Below are 16,487 nucleotides of genomic sequence, written 5' to 3'. Positions count from 1 at the left end.
GTCCCGACCGCGTGGATTACTTGTTCTCGACCGGCTTGGCGTCGGCCGCAGGCGCGGCGGGCGCCACTGCAGCCGGAGTCGCACCGGCCGCTGGCCGTGCCTTGACCACACGCACGCCGCGCGCCTTCATCCAGGCATCGAATTCTTCGGCCGTCATGCGCTTGCCGTTCTGGCTCATGTCGAAGCGCCACGGCGTGTTGTCGAACGCGGTGGCGGCCTTGTAGGCGGCCGGATCGTTCGGGTTGGCGGTGCCGCCCGGCGGAATCACCTTGGCCACGTCCTGGCAGCCTTCCACGCGCAGGCGCAGCAGCACGCGGTCCACCGACTGGTCGGTGCTGTACGGCTGGGCCAGCACGCCGGCTGGCATGCCCAGTTGCACGCTACGGGTATAGAACTCGGATGCGGCCGGCGCGATCACGGTGGCGGGCAATGGCAGCGGCTGGGACACCGCGCCGCCGGCGCAGTTCGGGGCGGCGTAGGCGGCGGGAATCAGAGCGAGACAGAGCAGTCCTGCCGTAACGGTACGCAGCATCGTGGATTCTTCCAGATAAGAGAGTGTGTCGACGCGGCGAGTGTAGGCAGCGATGAACGCTGTTTCAACAGGAACCGTGCCGTGAGGGCAACACAGACAGAGTGGCTGCCTGCGTGCAGGGGAATTCGGGAGATGTCGCAGATGGCACATAGACAAAACCCGGCGCGAGGCCGGGTTTTGTTTGAAGCAGACTGGCGGTCCGATTAGTTCTGGACGTTCAGCTCGGTACGACGGTTCTTCGCACGGCCTTCCGGGTTGTCCGAACCATCCGGGTTGGTGTTCGGAGCGATCGGACGGCTCTCGCCGTAGCCGATCGGGCCGACCAGACGCGACGCGTCCACGCCGTTCTTGGTCAGGTAGTCGTACACGGTGGTCGCACGACGCTCGGACAGCTTCTGGTTGTACGCGTCGGTGCCCTTCGAGTCGGTGTGACCGGCAACCTCGACCTTCAGGTCGGGGTAGCGCTTCAGGATCTCGGTCGCTTCGCTCAGGATCGACACGGCATCCGGACGCAGGGTCGACTTGTTGAAGTCGAAGTTCACGCCCTTCAGGTCGATCGACACCGGAACCGGGCAGCCGTCCGGACCGATGGTCTGGCCGGGCTGCGAAGCCGGGCACTTGTCGTCGCAGTTGTTGACGCCGTCGCCGTCGTCATCCAGGTCTGCGCAGCTCGGAGCGACCGGAGCCGGAGCCGGCGGCGGAGCGGTGACCGGAGCCGGTCCCAGCGGAATCACGACGCCGACCGACGCCAGCACGTCGCCGAACCAGTCTTCCTGCGGAGCAGCAACGCTCTGGTCGTCGAAATCGGCGCGGTAAGCGACTTCGGCACGCACGGCAACGCGCTTGTCGAAGGTGGTCTGCAGACCGACACCAGCCTTGGCGGCGAAGTTGCCGTCCTTACGCTGGCCCGGCGAAACCGGGTTCGGGGTCGCGTCGAATTCTTCTTCCGAACGCTGGTAGCCCAGACCGAACAGCAGGTAGGGGTTCCAGCCGCGGCCTTCCTGGATGAAGTGACGACGCAGATCGAACGAGATGCCGTACTGGCTCCAGTTCTGGTCCTGGTTGGCGTCGAAGTTCGGGTTCTGGTAGTTCAGCTCGCCGTCCAGCGACCAGTTCGGGCTGACGAACTTGCCCAGGCCCAGGGTGACGAACGGAGCATCATTGGTCAGACGGTCGTTGTCCTGGAAGTTGAAGCCAGCGCCACCGGTCAGGTACCAACGGTCATCGAACTCCTGCGCGGACGCAGCCTGGGCGACTGCCAGACCGCCGAGCAACGCGGCAGTGAGAATTTTCTTGTTCATTTATACAGCTCCTTCTTTGGGAGATAAAACCGATAGAGGCGTTGTTCTTGGTAAAGATGCTCGTCACATCCAGAGCCATCGGGGCGCAGATTAAGCCGGCTTCAGTGAAGATCGCGTTAACGGTCATATAACATGTGAAAGCAATCTCCAACCCGCGCAACCCCAATCAATACTACGTATACAGCTTAATGAAGGAAAGCATCGGCAGCCCATTTTGCCCTCACGCAGCGCATGAACGGCAGCCGAATTAAACAGGTTGAATGCGCTGACCGAACACCCGAAATACCTCCTGCCGCCGCACTTGCAAAACCACAATGGTGAACGCTGCCCCCCGTTCGAGCTGAATTGTGGGGCCGGTGGTTGCGGGCGACTCGCTGCACAACGCACCCTGAACTGCCCACCAGGAGTGCCACGATGAAAGCTGTCGTTCTTACCCATCACCTTCCGATCGACGACCCCGCATCGTTGCTGGACATGGAACTCGCCGCGCCGACCGCGCCCTCGGGTTATGACTTATTGGTACGCGTGGAGGCGGTCTCGGTAAACCCGGTCGATACCAAGGTGCGCGCGCCCAAGCCGCAGCCGCTGCAGGCCCCCAAGATCCTGGGCTACGACGCCGCGGGCGTGATCGAGGCGGTCGGCCCGGATGTCACCGCCTTCGCAGTCGGCGACGAGGTGTACTACGCAGGCGACATCGGGCGCCCAGGCAGCAACGCGCAGTACCAGCTGGTGGATGCGCGCATCGCCGGTTGCAAGCCGACCTCGCTGAGCTTCGCCCAGGCGGCCGCCCTGCCGCTGACCACCCTGACCGCCTGGGAGCTGCTGTTTCAGCGGATGCCGTTCGCCTTCGATGGCGCGCGCAATCGCGGCAGGCAGCTGTTGATCATCGGCGGCGCCGGCGGTGTGGGATCGATCGCGATCCAGCTGGCCCGGCATGCCGGCTTCACCGTGATCGCGACCGCGTCGCGGCCGGAGAGCGTCGAATGGGTACGGCAGATGGGGGCCCATCACGTCATCGACCACCACCAGCCGTTGCAGCCGCAATTGCAGGCGCTGGGCCTGCATACGGTACATGCGGCGCTCAATCTGGCCGATACCGACCGCTACTGGCAGCAATTGGGCGAGGTGCTGGCGCCGCAGGGGCATGTGGGCCTGATCGTGGAACCGCGCGGCCCGCTGCAGATCGGCGACCCGTACAAATCCAAATGCATCGGCATCCATTGGGAACTGATGTTCGCACGCGCCCGCTACGGCACCGACGATATCGTCGAACAGCACCGCATTCTCAACCGCGCCGCCAGCCTGATCGATGCCGGCGAACTGCGGACCACCCACACCGAAACGCTGTCGCCGATCAACGCGCAAACCCTGCGCGAGGCGCATCGCCGGCTGGAAAGCGGCAGCACCATCGGCAAACTGGTGCTGGCCGGCTGGTAACACGGCGGGCCGATCCACCCCGGCCCGCCCCTGAGGCGGGCGCCGGGCATCGGGGCCGCCGTATGCGCCTGCGCTCGCCCCTTCGCGCACCAAGACTTGCCGCCAGGCCCGTTTGACGGCATCGTGCGCATTCCGTACGCCAGCGTATCCACATCATGTCGCCCGCCACCGGCCCATCCGCCCCTGCGTTTCCGCACCTGTTCACCCCGCTCGACCTCGGCTTCACGCAACTGCGCAATCGCGTCCTGATGGGTTCGATGCACACCGGGCTGGAGGATCGTGCGCGCGATTTTCCCAAGCTGGCGGCCTACTTCGCCGAGCGCGCTGCCGGTGGGGTGGGCCTGATCGTCACCGGCGGCTTTGCGCCGAACGTAGTGGGTTGGCTCAAGCCGTTCGGCGGCAAGCTGTCATGGCCGTGGGAAGTCCGCCCGCATCGCCAGGTGACGCAGGCGGTGCATGCGCACGGCGCAAAGATCTGCCTGCAGCTGCTGCACGCCGGACGCTATGCGTATCACCCGTTGTCGGTGGCGCCTTCCAGGCTGCAGGCACCGATCAATCCCTTCACTCCGCGTGCCCTGTCGGCGGCGGCGGTGGAACGCCAGATCGGCGCCTATGCACGCTCGGCGCAGCTGGCGCGCGAGGCCGGATACGATGGCGTGGAGGTGATGGGATCGGAAGGCTATCTGATCAACGAATTCACTGCCGCACGCACCAACCAACGCAACGACGCCTGGGGCGGCGACGCGAACAAGCGCATGCGCTTCGCAGTGGAGATCGTGCGCCGCATCCGCGAAGCCTGCGGACCGGACTTCATCATCGTCTACCGGCTGTCGCTGGTGGACCTGGTCGAAGGCGGCAATCAGTGGCAGGAAATCCTGGCCCAGGCACAGGCGATCGAAGCAGCCGGTGCCACCATCATCAATTCCGGCATCGGCTGGCACGAAGCCCGCATTCCGACCATCGCGACCTCGGTACCGCGCGCGGCCTTCGCCGGCGTCACCGCCAAACTCCGACCGCACCTGCGCATCCCGGTGGTGGCCAGCAACCGCATCAACATGCCGGAAGTGGCCGAACGCATCCTGGCCGATGGCGCAGCGGACATGGTGTCGCTGGCGCGACCACTGCTGGCCGATCCGCAGTGGACCAACAAGGCCCGTACCGGCCAGTCGCACACCATCAATACCTGCATCGCCTGCAACCAGGCCTGCCTGGACCACGTGTTCGAGAACAAGCTGGCCACCTGCCTGGTCAATCCGCGCGCCGCGCACGAAACCGAACTGGTCTATACACCCACGGCCGCACCGAAGCGCATCGCCGTGGTCGGTGCAGGCCCGGCCGGCCTGGCCTGTGCGACGGTCGCCGCCGAGCGCGGCCACCAGGTCACCCTGTTCGATGCCGCAGACGAGATCGGCGGCCAGTTCAACGTGGCCAAGCGCATTCCGGGCAAGGAAGAGTTCCACGAAACCCTGCGCTACTTCGGCCATCGCATCGACGCCACCGGCGTGCAGTTGCGCCTGGGGACCCAGGTGCAGGCGCCGGATCTGAAGGACTTCGACGAGGTGGTGCTGGCCACCGGCATCGAGCCGCGCAAGGTCGATTTCCCCGGCGCCGATCACCCGATGGTGGTGAGCTACCTGGACGTCGTGCTCGGGCGACAGGTGCCCGCCGAAAAGGTGGCGATCATCGGCGCGGGCGGCATCGGTTTCGACGTTGGCGAATTCCTGGTGCACGCGGGTGCGCCGGTATCGCTGGATCCGGCGCGCTGGATGGCCGAATGGGGCCTGGACCCGACCTTCGAAAATCGCGGCGCGCTGGCCAAGCCGCAACCCGAACGCCCTGCCCGCCAGGTCTGGCTGCTGCAGCGCAGCCCGGGGCGACCCGGTGCACGCCTGGGCAAGACCACCGGCTGGATCCATCGGGCCACGCTCAAGGCCAAGGGCGTCAAGATGCTTGGCGGCGTGGAGTACCTGGGCGTGGACGATGCCGGCCTGCATATCCGCGTGGAAGGTACCGAACAGGTGCTCGATGTCGGCACGGTGGTGGTCTGCGCCGGACAGGAACCGCGCCGCGAGCTGCTTGCCGCATTGCAGGCTGCCGGACAGCAGCCGCATCTGATCGGCGGCGCAGACGTGGCCGCGGAACTGGATGCCAAGCGCGCCATCAACCAGGCCAGCCGGCTGGCGGCGACGTTGTAACCGGAACGTGCGACGCGTCAGCCGCATTGCCGGTGGGCATCGTGCCGCGGCGGTGTGTCCGGCGGCCGTACGCGCCGGCATGCTCATCGCGGTGCGGCACGGGCCGCAGCCATCGGTCATTCGTGCTTGATGACGCAGCCCTGCTGCAGGTAAAGGCTGAGCGTCGGTTGGCGACCGCCCGCGCCACGCCTGGGGGAGCGCGGCCGCCCAATCCCACCTCCTGCGCCGACGTCCCTGCACCGCTGTCGCGCCTGCAATGCGACGCACCGGGCGTGCGGGAACACGCAGCGCACACTGCCGGCATGCCGGTCCGCTGGGCGGATGGGGCCGTCAACCCCGCCCATTCAGCCGGGATTGTGTGACCGGCACCTACCTTGCGCCAACTTTTTGACCCGCCCGATTCGGCGGGCAGCTTCGGCAGCGATGTCTCTTCGCCGAAGACCGGGCGGCCCGTGACAGGTCGCCTCCCCATGACGCCAAGCCCTGCGCACGGGTGTGTCCACTTCGGATGCCCCTGCGGATCGGCCCATACGGAGCAAGGAGTTCTATGAAGCTGGCCTGGATACTTTGGCTGTCGCAGTTGTTGCCGCAGCCCGCTGCAGATTCGTTGTGCTTGAGTACCACCGTCTACCTGGAAGCGCGTGACCAGACGCTGCGCGGCCAGCAGGCCGTTGCCGAAGTGGCGCTGCGCCGCCGGGACAGCGGCCTGTGGGGCGACTCGATGTGCCAGGTGGTCACCGCACGCAAGCAGTTCGCGCCGACCATCGTCTCCCCCGGCACGCAGCTGAAGAACGACGATGCCTGGAACAAGGCATTGGGCGTGGCCCTGGCCGCAGAGCGCAACTGGGCGCTGCCGGTGGGCCAGCGCAAGGAGATCGTGCCCGGTGCCAGCCACTTCGCTGCCAGCGCGATCGCCAGCCCCAGCTGGCGCAATGCCTACCAGGTGGCCACCATCGGCGACCACACGTTCTATCGCGTGCAGACCCTGCGTCCGCGCACCGCGTCGTAAGCGCGCTCGCCTGCGGCAGCTCGCCGCGCCGCCCCGGCTGGCAGCCGCGGGCAACGCCGCCAGCCGGGTAGCCGATGGCTCGCCGGATCAGCTCCCGCGCTGCATATGGGCAGCCGGCATGCACCGCCACCAGGTCGCTGCGCCCCAGGATCCCGGGCACGCGCACTGCCTGCTGGCTGTCCGCGCCATTCGACCGCCCCACTCCGGCATCGGTCATGGAACATACCGATTCCGAACACCGATCGCGCCCGCCTGACGGCTAGTACGGTGGTCTTGTCAGCTGCGCTAATCTTGCGCCCCCGTTCCTGACAGGATTGATCATGAAGCTCTACACCAAGCCGGGTGCGTGTTCGCTCGCAGACCACATCGTCCTGCGCTGGTCCGGACTGCCGTTCGAGCTGGTCGTGATCGACGCGGCCACGATGAAATCGCCCGAGTATCTGCGCCTGAATCCGGCCGGCGCGGTCCCGTTGCTCTTGGTCGACGACTGGGCGCTGACCCAGAACGCGGCCATCCTCAACTACATCGCCGACATCGCGCCGCTGACCGGTCTGGGTGGCGACGGCAGCGCACGCAGCCGCGCCGAGATCAATCGCTGGATCGCCTTTTCCAATGCCGACGTCCATCCCGCCTTCAAGCCCATCTTCGGCAGTACCGCCTACCTGCAGGATCAGGCGCTGATCGCGCTCAGCCACGACGATGCGCGCAGCAAGTTGCGCACGCTCTACACGCGCGCCGATGCGCATCTGCAGGACCGCCAATGGCTGGCCGGCGACAGCCACACCGGTGCCGATGCCTATCTGTTCGTCACCCTGCGCTGGGCCCACAAAGCCGGCGTCGACTTGCGGGGACTGACCGCACTGGAGGCTTTCTTCCAGCGCATGCAGGCCGATACGGACGTGCAGGCTGCGCTGACTGCCGAAGGTCTGGCGTAAGCGACCGTCGAGGCGCGCAGGCAAGGTCGCCGTCGCGCCGCTGCACTGCTGCCGACGCTCCGACGCCGCGTGCGGTGCACTCCCGCGTCCCCGGTCCTGGACAAGCGCATCCGCGCGCACCTCGCCTGACACCGCATCGCACCACCACCAGTGCGCGGACACAAAAAACGCCGGGCAGTGCCCGGCGTTTCCATTCACTACCAGCGTGTTGCTCAGCCCAGCAGGTGCGACACACCGCCGCGCTCTTCTTCCAGTTCGGCCAGGGTCTTGTCGATGTACTTCTGGCTGAAATCGTCGATCGGCAGATCCTTGACGATGGTGTACTGGCCGTTCTCGGTGGTGACCGGGAAGCCGAAGATCACGCCTTCGGGAATGCCGTAGGAGCCATCCGACGGCACGCCCATGGTCACCCACTTGCCGTTGCTGCCCAGCACCCAGTCGCGCACGTGATCGATGGCGGCGTTGGCAGCCGAGGCGGCCGAGGACAGCCCGCGCGCTTCGATGATCGCCGCGCCACGCTTGCCCACGGTCGGGATGAAGGTGTTGGCGTTCCATTCCTGATCGTTGATCGCATCGCCGATCGAGGCGCCATCGGCCGTGGCGAAACGGTAGTCCGGGTACATGGTCGGGCTGTGGTTGCCCCACACCACCAGCTTCTCGATGCCGCCGACCGGCTTGCCGAGCTTGAGCGAGAGCTGGCTCAGCGCGCGGTTGTGGTCCAGACGCAGCATGGCGGTGAAGTTCTTCGGGTTCAGATCCGGCGCCGACTTCATCGCGATGTAGGCATTGGTGTTGGCCGGGTTACCGACCACCAGCACCTTGACGTCGCGCTTGGCCACCTTGTTCAACGCCGCGCCCTGTGCGGTGAAGATCTTGGCGTTCTCCAGCAGCAGGTCCTTGCGCTCCATGCCCGGGCCGCGCGGACGCGCGCCGACCAGCAGCGCCACGTCGATGTCCTTGAACGCCACTTCGGCGTCGTCGGTGCCGACCATGCCGGCCAGCAGCGGGAATGCGCAGTCTTCCAGCTCCATCATCACGCCCTTGAGCGCGGCCTGGGCCTTCTCGTTGGACAGTTCCAGCAATTGCAGGATCACCGGCTGATCCTTGCCCAGCATTTCGCCCGAGGCGATGCGGAACAGCAGGGCATAGCCGATCTGGCCGGCAGCGCCGGTCACGGCAACACGAACAGGTGCTTTCATGGGGTGTTTCCTCTGCTAAAAAGCGTTGGTGGGGGTGGCACGCTGGCTGGGCGCAGGGCCTTGGCGGCGCGCTTGGACAAGCGAACGGCCGCACGTGGCGGCCGTTCGATGGGTGCGATCAGGCGGCGAGGATCTTGTTCCACTCCGCAACGCGGTCGGCCTTGGCGGCCAGCGCGGCGTCGGCATCGCCTTCGATGGTGAGCGTATTGATGGTGTCGCCCTGGGCAACGCTGTCCACCACGTCCAGGCCCTGGGTGACCTTGCCGAACACGGTGTGCTTGCCGTCCAGCCACGGGGTGGCGGTGTGGGTGATGAAGAACTGGCTGCCGTTGGTGTTGGGGCCGGCATTGGCCATGGACAGCACGCCGCGCTCGTGGCCGACGCCGTTATTGGTCTCGTCTTCGAAACGGTAGCCCGGGCCGCCGCGCCCCGAACCCTCCGGGCAACCGCCCTGGATCATGAAGTCGGCGATGACGCGGTGGAAGTTCAGGCCGTTGTAGAAACCGCGCTTGGCCAGGTTGACGAAGTTGGCGACCGTCAGCGGGGCCTTCTCCGGATACAGCTCGACAACGATCTTGCCGCGGGAGGTGTCGAAGGTGGCGATCAGGGACATGGAAATCCTTGCAGGTTCTGGAGTGATCAACAGCCGCCTAGGATACACCGGGGCGGGTGACCGGCCGCGCGGTTACGACCATGGTTCAACTCGCCTGCCCGCACCGCCACGATCGCCCGTCACGCTGCCTGAATGGGCGATCTGAACCGCCCTCGGGCAATCCGCAACGGCGGCGCAACGAAACCGCTATAATGTCGGGCTTACCTCACCTCAAGACTGGCGCCAGACAGGGGCCCTTTCCGCATGTCCATCGAAAAACTCCGCAATATCGCCATCGTCGCGCACGTCGACCATGGCAAGACCACTCTCGTCGACTGCCTGCTGAAGCAGTCCGGCACCCTGTCCGAACGCACCGTCCTGGCTGAGCGCGTGATGGACAGCAACGACCAGGAAAAGGAACGTGGCATCACGATCCTGGCCAAGAACACCGCCATCACCTGGCAGGGCAACCGCATCAACATCGTCGACACCCCCGGACACGCCGACTTCGGTGGCGAAGTCGAGCGCGTGCTGTCGATGGTGGACTCGGTGCTGATCCTGGTCGACGCGATGGACGGCCCGATGCCGCAGACCCGCTTCGTGACCCAGAAGGCGTTCGCGATGGGCTTCAAGCCGATCGTGGTGGTCAACAAGATCGACCGTCCCGGCGCACGTCCGGACTGGGTGATCGACCAGGTGTTCGACCTGTTCGACAAGCTCGGCGCCACCGACGAGCAGTTGGACTTCCCGATCGTCTACACCTCGGCATTGAACGGCTACGCCAGCCTGGATTCGAGCGTGCGCGACGGCGACATGACCCCGCTGTACGAAGCGATCATGCAGCACGTATCGGCCCCGGACGTGGACCCGGACGGCCCGTTCCAGATGCGCATCAGCCAGCTGGACTACAACAACTTCGTCGGCGTGATCGGCATCGGCCGCATCCAGCGCGGCACCTTGAAGAAGAACATGCCGGTCAGCGTGATCGACCGCGAAGGCAAGAAGCGCCAGGGCAAGGTACTGCAGGTGCTGGGCTTCCTGGGCCTGGAGCGCATCGAGCAGGACAGCGCCGAGGCCGGCGACATCGTCGCCATCTCCGGCATCCAGGAACTGACCATTTCCGACACCGTGTGCGCGCTCGACCACCCCGAAGCGCTGCCCGCGCTGACCGTGGACGAGCCGACCATCTCGATGACCTTCCAGGTCAACAACTCGCCGTTCGCCGGCAACAAGGATCTGTCCGGCGGCAAGTTCCTGACCAGCCGCCAGCTGCGCGACCGTCTGGACCGCGAGAAGGTGCACAACGTGGCGCTGAAGGTCGAGGAAGGCTCGGACGCCGACAAGTTCCTGGTCTCCGGCCGTGGCGAGCTGCACCTGTCGGTGCTGATCGAGAACATGCGTCGTGAAGGCTACGAGCTGGCCGTCTCGCGTCCGGAAGTGATCATCAAGGAAATCGACGGCAAGCTGATGGAGCCGATCGAGCAGCTGGTGGTGGACATCGAAGAACAGCACCAGGGCGGCGTGATGGAAAAGCTGGGCACCCGCAAGGGCCAGCTGAAGAACATGGAACCGGACGGCAAGGGCCGCGTGCGTCTGGATTACATGATCCCGGCGCGTGGCCTGATCGGCTTCCAGAACGAGTTCCGCACCCTGACCCAGGGTTCGGGCCTGCTGTTCCATGTGTTCGACCATTACGGCCCCAAGGAACAGGGCGCCATCGCCAAGCGCCAGAACGGCGTGATGATCGCCAACGCACCGGGTGCGACCCCGGCGTATGCATTGGGGCCGCTGGAAGAGCGTGGCCGTCTGTTCGCCGCCGAAGGCGACAACGTGTACGAAGGCCAGCTGGTCGGCATCCATTCCAAGGACAACGACCTGACCGTCAACGCGATCAAGACCAAGCCGCTGACCAACATGCGCGCTTCGGGCAAGGACGATGCGATCAAGCTGACCCCGGCGATCAAGTACACGCTGGAGCAGGCGCTGGACTTCATCGAGGACGACGAGCTGGTCGAAGTCACCCCGAAGGAAATCCGTCTGCGCAAGAAGCACCTGACCGAGAACGAGCGCAAGCGCGCCGGCCGCGCCGGCTGATCGCACCTCGCAATCGTGACTCGTCCACCCTATAGCCCGGATCCGCGTGCGCATCCGGGTCTTCATGCGATCGCCTTGCTGGAGGCGGTCAAGGGGACACTCGCGCTGTTGGCGGCGACGGGCCTGGAGATTCTGGGCCCGCTCCCGCTGCAGCATGCGGTCAGTACGCTGATCCGCCGTTTCAATCTGGACCCCGAGCACGGCGCGCTGCCGTCGCTGCTCAAGACCATCAACCCCGATGCCGTGCATCTGGCTGCCGCGGCGATGCTGGCCTACGGCCTGCTGCATGTGGTGGAAGCCTGGGGGCTGTGGCGTGCCAAGGCCTGGGCGTCATTGCTGGGCTGCCTGTCGGCGGCCATCTACCTGCCGTTCGATATCTACGCCATCGTCCGCCATCCCGGCTGGACCGCCTGGGCCGTGCTGGCGATCAACCTGATCGTGGTCGGCGTGCTGGCACGCGATCTGGTCCGGCGTCGCCGCTGACCCGCACTGCGCGTTCCTTGCGGACACCGCATCCGTTGTCACCCCGATCCTGCTTCGTTAGCCTGCGAAGACTTCCCGGGGAACCCGCACCGATGCGATCTTCCACTCTGTCCTTCGCGCTGCTGCTGGCGCTGTGCGGCGGTGCGCATGCCCGCGATTCGACGCAACCGGCAGCTGCGGTGGTTGCCGGCGACAAGCCGCTCGAACTGGCCGAGGCCGACGTCGCTGGCCTGCAGGCGCGCATGCGCGAGGGCACGACCACCAGCCTGGAACTGACACGCGCCTACCTGCAGCGCATTGCCGGCATCGATCGCGCCGGCCCCACGCTCAACGCGGTGATCGAGCGCAATCCGCAGGCCGAGGCCGATGCGCGCGTTCTGGACGCCGAACGCAGCGCCGGTCGCGTGCGCAGCCCGTTGCACGGCATCCCGGTACTGCTCAAGGACAACATCGACGCCGTGCCCATGGTCAATAGCGCCGGCTCGCTGGCGCTGGCCACGTTCCGCCCCGACCGCGATGCATTCCTGGTACAGCGCCTGCGCGCCGCTGGCGCGGTGATCCTGGGCAAGACCAACCTCAGCGAATGGGCCAATTTCCGCTCCACCCAGTCCAGCTCGGGCTGGAGCGCCCGCGGCGGACTGACCCGCAACCCTTACGCGCTCGACCGCAACCCGTGCGGCTCCAGCGCCGGCACCGGCGCGGCAATCGCCGCCAGCCTGGCCACGGTCGGCATCGGCACCGAGACCGACGGCAGCATCACCTGCCCCGCCTCGGTCAATGGCCTGGTCGGGCTCAAGCCGACCGTGGGCCTGGTCAGCCGCGACGGCATCATCCCGATCTCGGCCAGCCAGGACACCGCCGGGCCGATGACCCGCAGCGTGGCCGATGCGGCCGCACTGCTGCGGGCCATCGCCGCGCCCGATCCGCAGGACTCGGCCACGCGCAATGCGCCCTCGTCCACTCCCGACTATCTCGCCCACCTCAAACCCGATGGCCTGCGCGGCGCGCGCCTGGGCCTGCTGCGCAATCCACTGCGCGAGGATCCCGCGATCGCCGCCGCATTGGATCGCGCCGTGCAGACCTTGCGCGCGGCAGGTGCCACGGTGGTTGAGACCGCCCTGGCCACGGATGGCAAGTGGGATGCTGCTGAGCAGACGGTCTTACTGGTCGAATTCAAGGCCGGTCTGAACGCCTATCTGCAGAGCCACGGCGCACCCGTGGCGAGCCTGGAGCAGTTGATCGCATTCAACCGCCAACACGCGCAACACGAGATGCCGCACTTCGGGCAGGAGCTGTTCGAACAGGCGCAGGCGGCGCCGGGGCTCGACGATGCGGGCTATCTGAGCGCACGCGCCAGTGCCCGACGACTGGCCGGCCCGGAAGGCATCGATGCGGCCTTGAAGGCCGATCGTCTGGATGCCTTGATCGTGCCCACCACCGGCCCAGCCTGGATCACCACGCTGGGCAAGGGCGACACCTTTCCCGGCGCCGGTTATGGCGCCGCTGCGGTGGCCGGCTATCCAAGCCTGAGCGTGCCGATGGGCCAGACCCGGGGCCTGCCGCTGGGCCTGCTGTTCATCGGCACCGCCTGGAGCGAGCCGCGCCTGATCGAGCTGGCGTATGCGTACGAACAACGCAGCCACGCGCGTTTCACGCCCGGCTATGCGCCGAGTGCGCCAGCCGCATCAGGTCCCGCCACTTCGGAAACCGCAACGGTCGTGTCGACGCCGACATCGCCATCGCTCCCACGTGATTGACCGGGCCTTGCGTGGCCGCCGCGAGCAGCCCGGTCGGCGTCGGCCGCTACACGCAGCGAGTTCGCGCGCGCCATCAAGGCCCGACCTGTCGCGAATCAGGCGCCGACGTTACGCAGGCGTTGCACGTATCAGCTCGAGGCGCAGATCCTGGACGCCGGCATTAGCGGACGCACGCCGCACCAGGAGCGGCTTACAGAACATAGCGGGCAGTCGTCGGAGAGGATGAACTGCGTGCCAGGAAACGGGGTGTCCGAGTGGCACTGCCGCACCGAGCACCGGCCGCCCACCTGACGGTGAACGCAGCCACTATGTTGGCCGCTCTAAGTCGTCGCCGCAGGTTCGCCATCTTCGGCGCCCGGCGAGCGCACGCTGTCCGGCGCGATCGGCTCTGCTGCGCGCAAGGCCGGCTTCTCCTGCGCCGCAATCTCGGCGCGAATCCTGGGCAGTGCATACGGATGCTCGCGGGTTAAAAAGTCGATCATCCGCTCGCGCACCAGACAGCGCAGATCGAAAGCGTCGCCGGAATTGCGTGCGCTCACCAGCAGGCGTACCTGGATGGTGTTGTCGCTGGTATCGGTGATCTGGGTGACGCATACCCGCCCGTCCCACAGCGGCTCGCTCTGGCAGATGCGCTCCAGCTCCGCGCGCACCGCCGCGATCGGCGTGCGGTAGTCCAGCCACAGGAACGCGGTACCGAGCAGGTCCGCACTGGCGCGTGTCCAATTCTGGAACGGGTTCTCGATGAACCAGGTCAGCGGCACCACCATGCGCCGTTCGTCCCAGATCCGCACCACGACATACGAGCTGCCGATTTCCTCGATACGTCCCCACTCGCCTTCCACGATCACCACGTCATCCAACCGGATCGGCTGGGTCAGCGCGATCTGCAGGCCGGCGATCAGATTGCCGAACACCGGCTTGGCGGCGATACCGGCCACCAACCCGATGATGCCGGCCGAGGCCAGCAGGGTCTTGCCGATCTGGCGTACCTGTTCGAAGCCAAGCAGCACCACCGAGACGCCAAGCAGGATCACCGCGCCCATCGCCACACGGCTGAGCACCCGCGTCTGGGTCTGGATGCGGCGCGCGGTGAGATTGTCGGACACTTCGATGGGATTGCTGCGCAGAATCGCCGCTTCGCCCGCAGCCACCGCGCGCACCAGCAACCAGGTGACGCAACCGACGATGCCGACGTGCAACAGATGCTGCACCGCTACCAGTGCCTTGCCCGACAGCGGCGTCGCCTCGGTGGCCACGCCCAGGAACAGCTGCGGCAAAATGAATGCCGCCGGCAGGGTGACCACGCGAATGATGCGTGCGCGGCGGTAATCGCGGCCCTGCATGCGGCGGAACAGCCACAGCATCAGCGACCAGGTGACGACGCCCGCAAGCAGCGCGGCGCCTAGCGGGATTGCGTATTCGCGGATGACGTTCCAATCGGCAGTCAAACCGTTCCTCCTGTGGGGGAAAGAGGGATGGCTGCCAGAGCATGCCGCAGGCGGCATGAGCGTCACGTCATGCGCACGGTTCGCTCAGGCCCCCAGCGGCTGCGCGTTCACCTGTTGCTGCTTGCGCACGATGGCCATCGCAATCTCCAGCGACTGCTCGTAATTCAGGCGCGGATCCACGCTGGAACGGTAGGCACGCTCCAGGTCGCGTTCGGTCAATTCGCGCGCGCCGCCGGTGCACTCGGTGACGTCTTCGCCAGTGAGCTCCAGATGCACTCCGCCCAGCCGCGTGCCGGCAGCTGCATGCAGATCGAACGAGGTCTCCACCTCACTGCGAATATTGTCGAAACGTCGGGTCTTGTAGCCATTGCCGGTACTTTCGGTATTGCCGTGCATCGCATCGCAGACCCACAGCACCCGGCGCCCATCACGCTTGACCGCATCCAGCAGCGGCGGCAACTTTTCGGCGATCTGCGCCGCCCCCATGCGATGGATGAAACTCAGGCGTCCGGGCTCGTCTTCGGGATTGAGCACGTCGATCAGCCGCAATAATTGGTCCGGCTGCACCGATGGTCCGACTTTGATGGCGATCGGATTGCGTACGCCGCGTAGATACTCCACGTGAGCACCATCCAGCGCCGCAGTGCGCATACCGATCCACGGATAATGCGTACTGAGGTTGAACCAGCCCCATTGGCGCGGCACTTGCCGGGTCAGGCCTTCTTCGTAGGGCAGCAACAGTGCCTCGTGCGAGGTGTAGAAATCGATCCGGTTGAGGTTGTACACCTCGGCGCCGGACAGCGTTTCCATGAAGCGCACCGCATCCCCGATCGATGCCACCATCTTCTGGTAGTCCGCCGCCAGCGGCGAATAGCCCACCCAATCCAGGTTCCAGTATTCGGGGTGATGCAGGTCAGCGAAGCCGCCATCGATCAGCGCACGCACGAAGTTCATCGTCATCGCCGAACGCGAGTGCGCGGTGATCATGCGGCGCGGATCGGGCACGCGTGCGGCTTCGGTGAAGGCCGGCGCGTTGATCACATCGCCACGATAACTCGGCAGGCTGATCCCATCGCGGGTCTCGGTATCGGCCGAACGCGGCTTGGCATACTGCCCTGCAAAGCGTCCCACCCGCACCACCGGCAGGCGCAGGCCGTGCACCAGGACCAGGCTCATCTGCAACAACACCTTTAGGCGATTGGAGATGGTGCCCGATTCGCAATCGCTGAAGTTCTCAGCACAATCGCCGCCCTGCAGCAGGAAACGCTTGCCCTCCTGCGCCTCGGCCAGCTGGCGCTTCAGCGCAAAGATCTCCCACGAGGTCACCAACGGCGGCAACTGCCTCAGCTCGTCCACTGCGGCCCGCAACGCGTTCGGATCCGGGTATACCGGCAACTGCAGCGCGGGCCTGTCGCGCCAGCTGCCAGGCGTCCAGGACGGCGCTGTGGAATCGGAAACGGGAGAAGGCATGGAAGAGTTCATCGAAAAGCTCCTGGACAGCCTGC

At 66.1% G+C, this 16,487-nt stretch carries 13 protein-coding genes; 7 read left to right on the top strand and 6 right to left on the bottom strand.

The features are described 5' to 3' along the window. Nucleotides 1-16 precede the first annotated feature (16 nt). Together LL964_RS15410 and LL964_RS15405 are read right to left on the bottom strand one after the other, a co-directional pair. The gene (locus LL964_RS15410; RefSeq protein WP_104584612.1) at nucleotides 17-532 is read right to left on the bottom strand and encodes a hypothetical protein; all 516 of its coding nucleotides are present in this window, start codon (nucleotides 530-532) and stop codon (nucleotides 17-19) included. Nucleotides 533-735: 203 nt separating this feature from the next. Continuing rightward, entirely contained in the window at nucleotides 736-1,833 is a 1,098-nt protein-coding gene (locus LL964_RS15405) for an OmpA family protein (RefSeq protein ID WP_104584614.1), read from the bottom strand. A gap of 414 nt (nucleotides 1,834-2,247) precedes the next feature. Between LL964_RS15405 and LL964_RS15400 the strand changes: the two genes are divergently transcribed. From LL964_RS15400 to LL964_RS15385, 4 genes are all read left to right on the top strand, one after another. Next, nucleotides 2,248-3,270 carry a zinc-binding alcohol dehydrogenase family protein gene (locus LL964_RS15400; protein WP_104584616.1) on the top strand — a complete coding sequence of 341 codons (1,023 nt, stop codon included), beginning with the start codon at nucleotides 2,248-2,250 and terminating at the stop codon, nucleotides 3,268-3,270. A gap of 155 nt (nucleotides 3,271-3,425) precedes the next feature. Further along, complete coding sequence (locus LL964_RS15395; RefSeq protein WP_104584618.1) at nucleotides 3,426-5,465, top strand: NADPH-dependent 2,4-dienoyl-CoA reductase; 2,040 nt, start codon at nucleotides 3,426-3,428, stop codon at nucleotides 5,463-5,465. A 547-nt stretch (nucleotides 5,466-6,012) separates the two neighbouring features. Then, nucleotides 6,013-6,474, top strand: coding sequence for a cell wall hydrolase (locus LL964_RS15390; RefSeq protein ID WP_104584620.1), 462 nt, complete (start codon nucleotides 6,013-6,015; stop codon nucleotides 6,472-6,474). A gap of 320 nt (nucleotides 6,475-6,794) precedes the next feature. After that, nucleotides 6,795-7,409 (top strand): glutathione S-transferase N-terminal domain-containing protein, encoded by a 615-nt coding sequence (locus LL964_RS15385; RefSeq protein WP_104584621.1) that lies wholly within the window; start codon nucleotides 6,795-6,797, stop codon nucleotides 7,407-7,409. A 212-nt stretch (nucleotides 7,410-7,621) separates the two neighbouring features. Here LL964_RS15385 and LL964_RS15380 read toward each other — a convergent pair whose 3' ends face one another. After that, nucleotides 7,622-8,608 (bottom strand): malate dehydrogenase, encoded by a 987-nt coding sequence (locus LL964_RS15380; protein WP_104584623.1) that lies wholly within the window; start codon nucleotides 8,606-8,608, stop codon nucleotides 7,622-7,624. Between the two features lie 118 nt (nucleotides 8,609-8,726). After that, complete coding sequence (locus LL964_RS15375) at nucleotides 8,727-9,221, bottom strand: peptidylprolyl isomerase (RefSeq protein WP_104584625.1); 495 nt, start codon at nucleotides 9,219-9,221, stop codon at nucleotides 8,727-8,729. 243 nt (nucleotides 9,222-9,464) lie between these two features. On the opposite strand from LL964_RS15375, the gene typA reads away from it, so the two are divergent. The 3 genes from typA to LL964_RS15360 all read left to right on the top strand — a co-directional run bounded on the left by typA (nucleotide 9,465) and on the right by LL964_RS15360 (nucleotide 13,534). Next, nucleotides 9,465-11,294 (top strand): translational GTPase TypA, encoded by a 1,830-nt coding sequence (typA, locus tag LL964_RS15370; protein ID WP_104584627.1) that lies wholly within the window; start codon nucleotides 9,465-9,467, stop codon nucleotides 11,292-11,294. 15 nt (nucleotides 11,295-11,309) lie between these two features. After that, the gene (locus tag LL964_RS15365) at nucleotides 11,310-11,777 is read left to right on the top strand and encodes a DUF2127 domain-containing protein (RefSeq protein WP_104584629.1); all 468 of its coding nucleotides are present in this window, start codon (nucleotides 11,310-11,312) and stop codon (nucleotides 11,775-11,777) included. Nucleotides 11,778-11,884: 107 nt separating this feature from the next. After that, entirely contained in the window at nucleotides 11,885-13,534 is a 1,650-nt protein-coding gene (locus tag LL964_RS15360; protein ID WP_208621385.1) for an amidase, read from the top strand. A 320-nt stretch (nucleotides 13,535-13,854) separates the two neighbouring features. On the opposite strand, the gene LL964_RS15355 is transcribed toward LL964_RS15360, so the two are convergent. Next, nucleotides 13,855-14,982, bottom strand: coding sequence for a mechanosensitive ion channel family protein (locus LL964_RS15355; RefSeq protein WP_104584633.1), 1,128 nt, complete (start codon nucleotides 14,980-14,982; stop codon nucleotides 13,855-13,857). Between the two features lie 84 nt (nucleotides 14,983-15,066). Then, the gene (locus tag LL964_RS15350) at nucleotides 15,067-16,464 is read right to left on the bottom strand and encodes a class II 3-deoxy-7-phosphoheptulonate synthase (protein WP_104584635.1); all 1,398 of its coding nucleotides are present in this window, start codon (nucleotides 16,462-16,464) and stop codon (nucleotides 15,067-15,069) included. Nucleotides 16,465-16,487: the final 23 nt, after the last annotated feature.

It is taken from the genome of Xanthomonas melonis (genome assembly GCF_020783655.1).
Classification (GTDB): Bacteria; Pseudomonadota; Gammaproteobacteria; order Xanthomonadales; family Xanthomonadaceae; genus Xanthomonas; species Xanthomonas melonis.
Note: the sequence above shows the minus strand (reverse complement) of the source record. Positions and strands in the feature narration are given on the sequence as shown.

Excerpts from the sequence above, each read along its gene's own strand:
- LL964_RS15385 (WP_104584621.1), top strand. The coding sequence starts at position 6,795 with ATGAAGCTCTACACCAAGCCGGGTGCGTGTTCGCTCGCAGACCACATC.
- LL964_RS15350 (WP_104584635.1), bottom strand. The coding sequence starts at position 16,464 with ATGAACTCTTCCATGCCTTCTCCCGTTTCCGATTCCACAGCGCCGTCC.
- LL964_RS15400 (WP_104584616.1), top strand. The coding sequence starts at position 2,248 with ATGAAAGCTGTCGTTCTTACCCATCACCTTCCGATCGACGACCCCGCA.
- typA (WP_104584627.1), top strand. The coding sequence starts at position 9,465 with ATGTCCATCGAAAAACTCCGCAATATCGCCATCGTCGCGCACGTCGAC.
- LL964_RS15375 (WP_104584625.1), bottom strand. The coding sequence starts at position 9,221 with ATGTCCCTGATCGCCACCTTCGACACCTCCCGCGGCAAGATCGTTGTC.
- LL964_RS15410 (WP_104584612.1), bottom strand. The coding sequence starts at position 532 with ATGCTGCGTACCGTTACGGCAGGACTGCTCTGTCTCGCTCTGATTCCC.
- LL964_RS15395 (WP_104584618.1), top strand. The coding sequence starts at position 3,426 with ATGTCGCCCGCCACCGGCCCATCCGCCCCTGCGTTTCCGCACCTGTTC.
- LL964_RS15390 (WP_104584620.1), top strand. The coding sequence starts at position 6,013 with ATGAAGCTGGCCTGGATACTTTGGCTGTCGCAGTTGTTGCCGCAGCCC.
- LL964_RS15405 (WP_104584614.1), bottom strand. The coding sequence starts at position 1,833 with ATGAACAAGAAAATTCTCACTGCCGCGTTGCTCGGCGGTCTGGCAGTC.
- LL964_RS15380 (WP_104584623.1), bottom strand. The coding sequence starts at position 8,608 with ATGAAAGCACCTGTTCGTGTTGCCGTGACCGGCGCTGCCGGCCAGATC.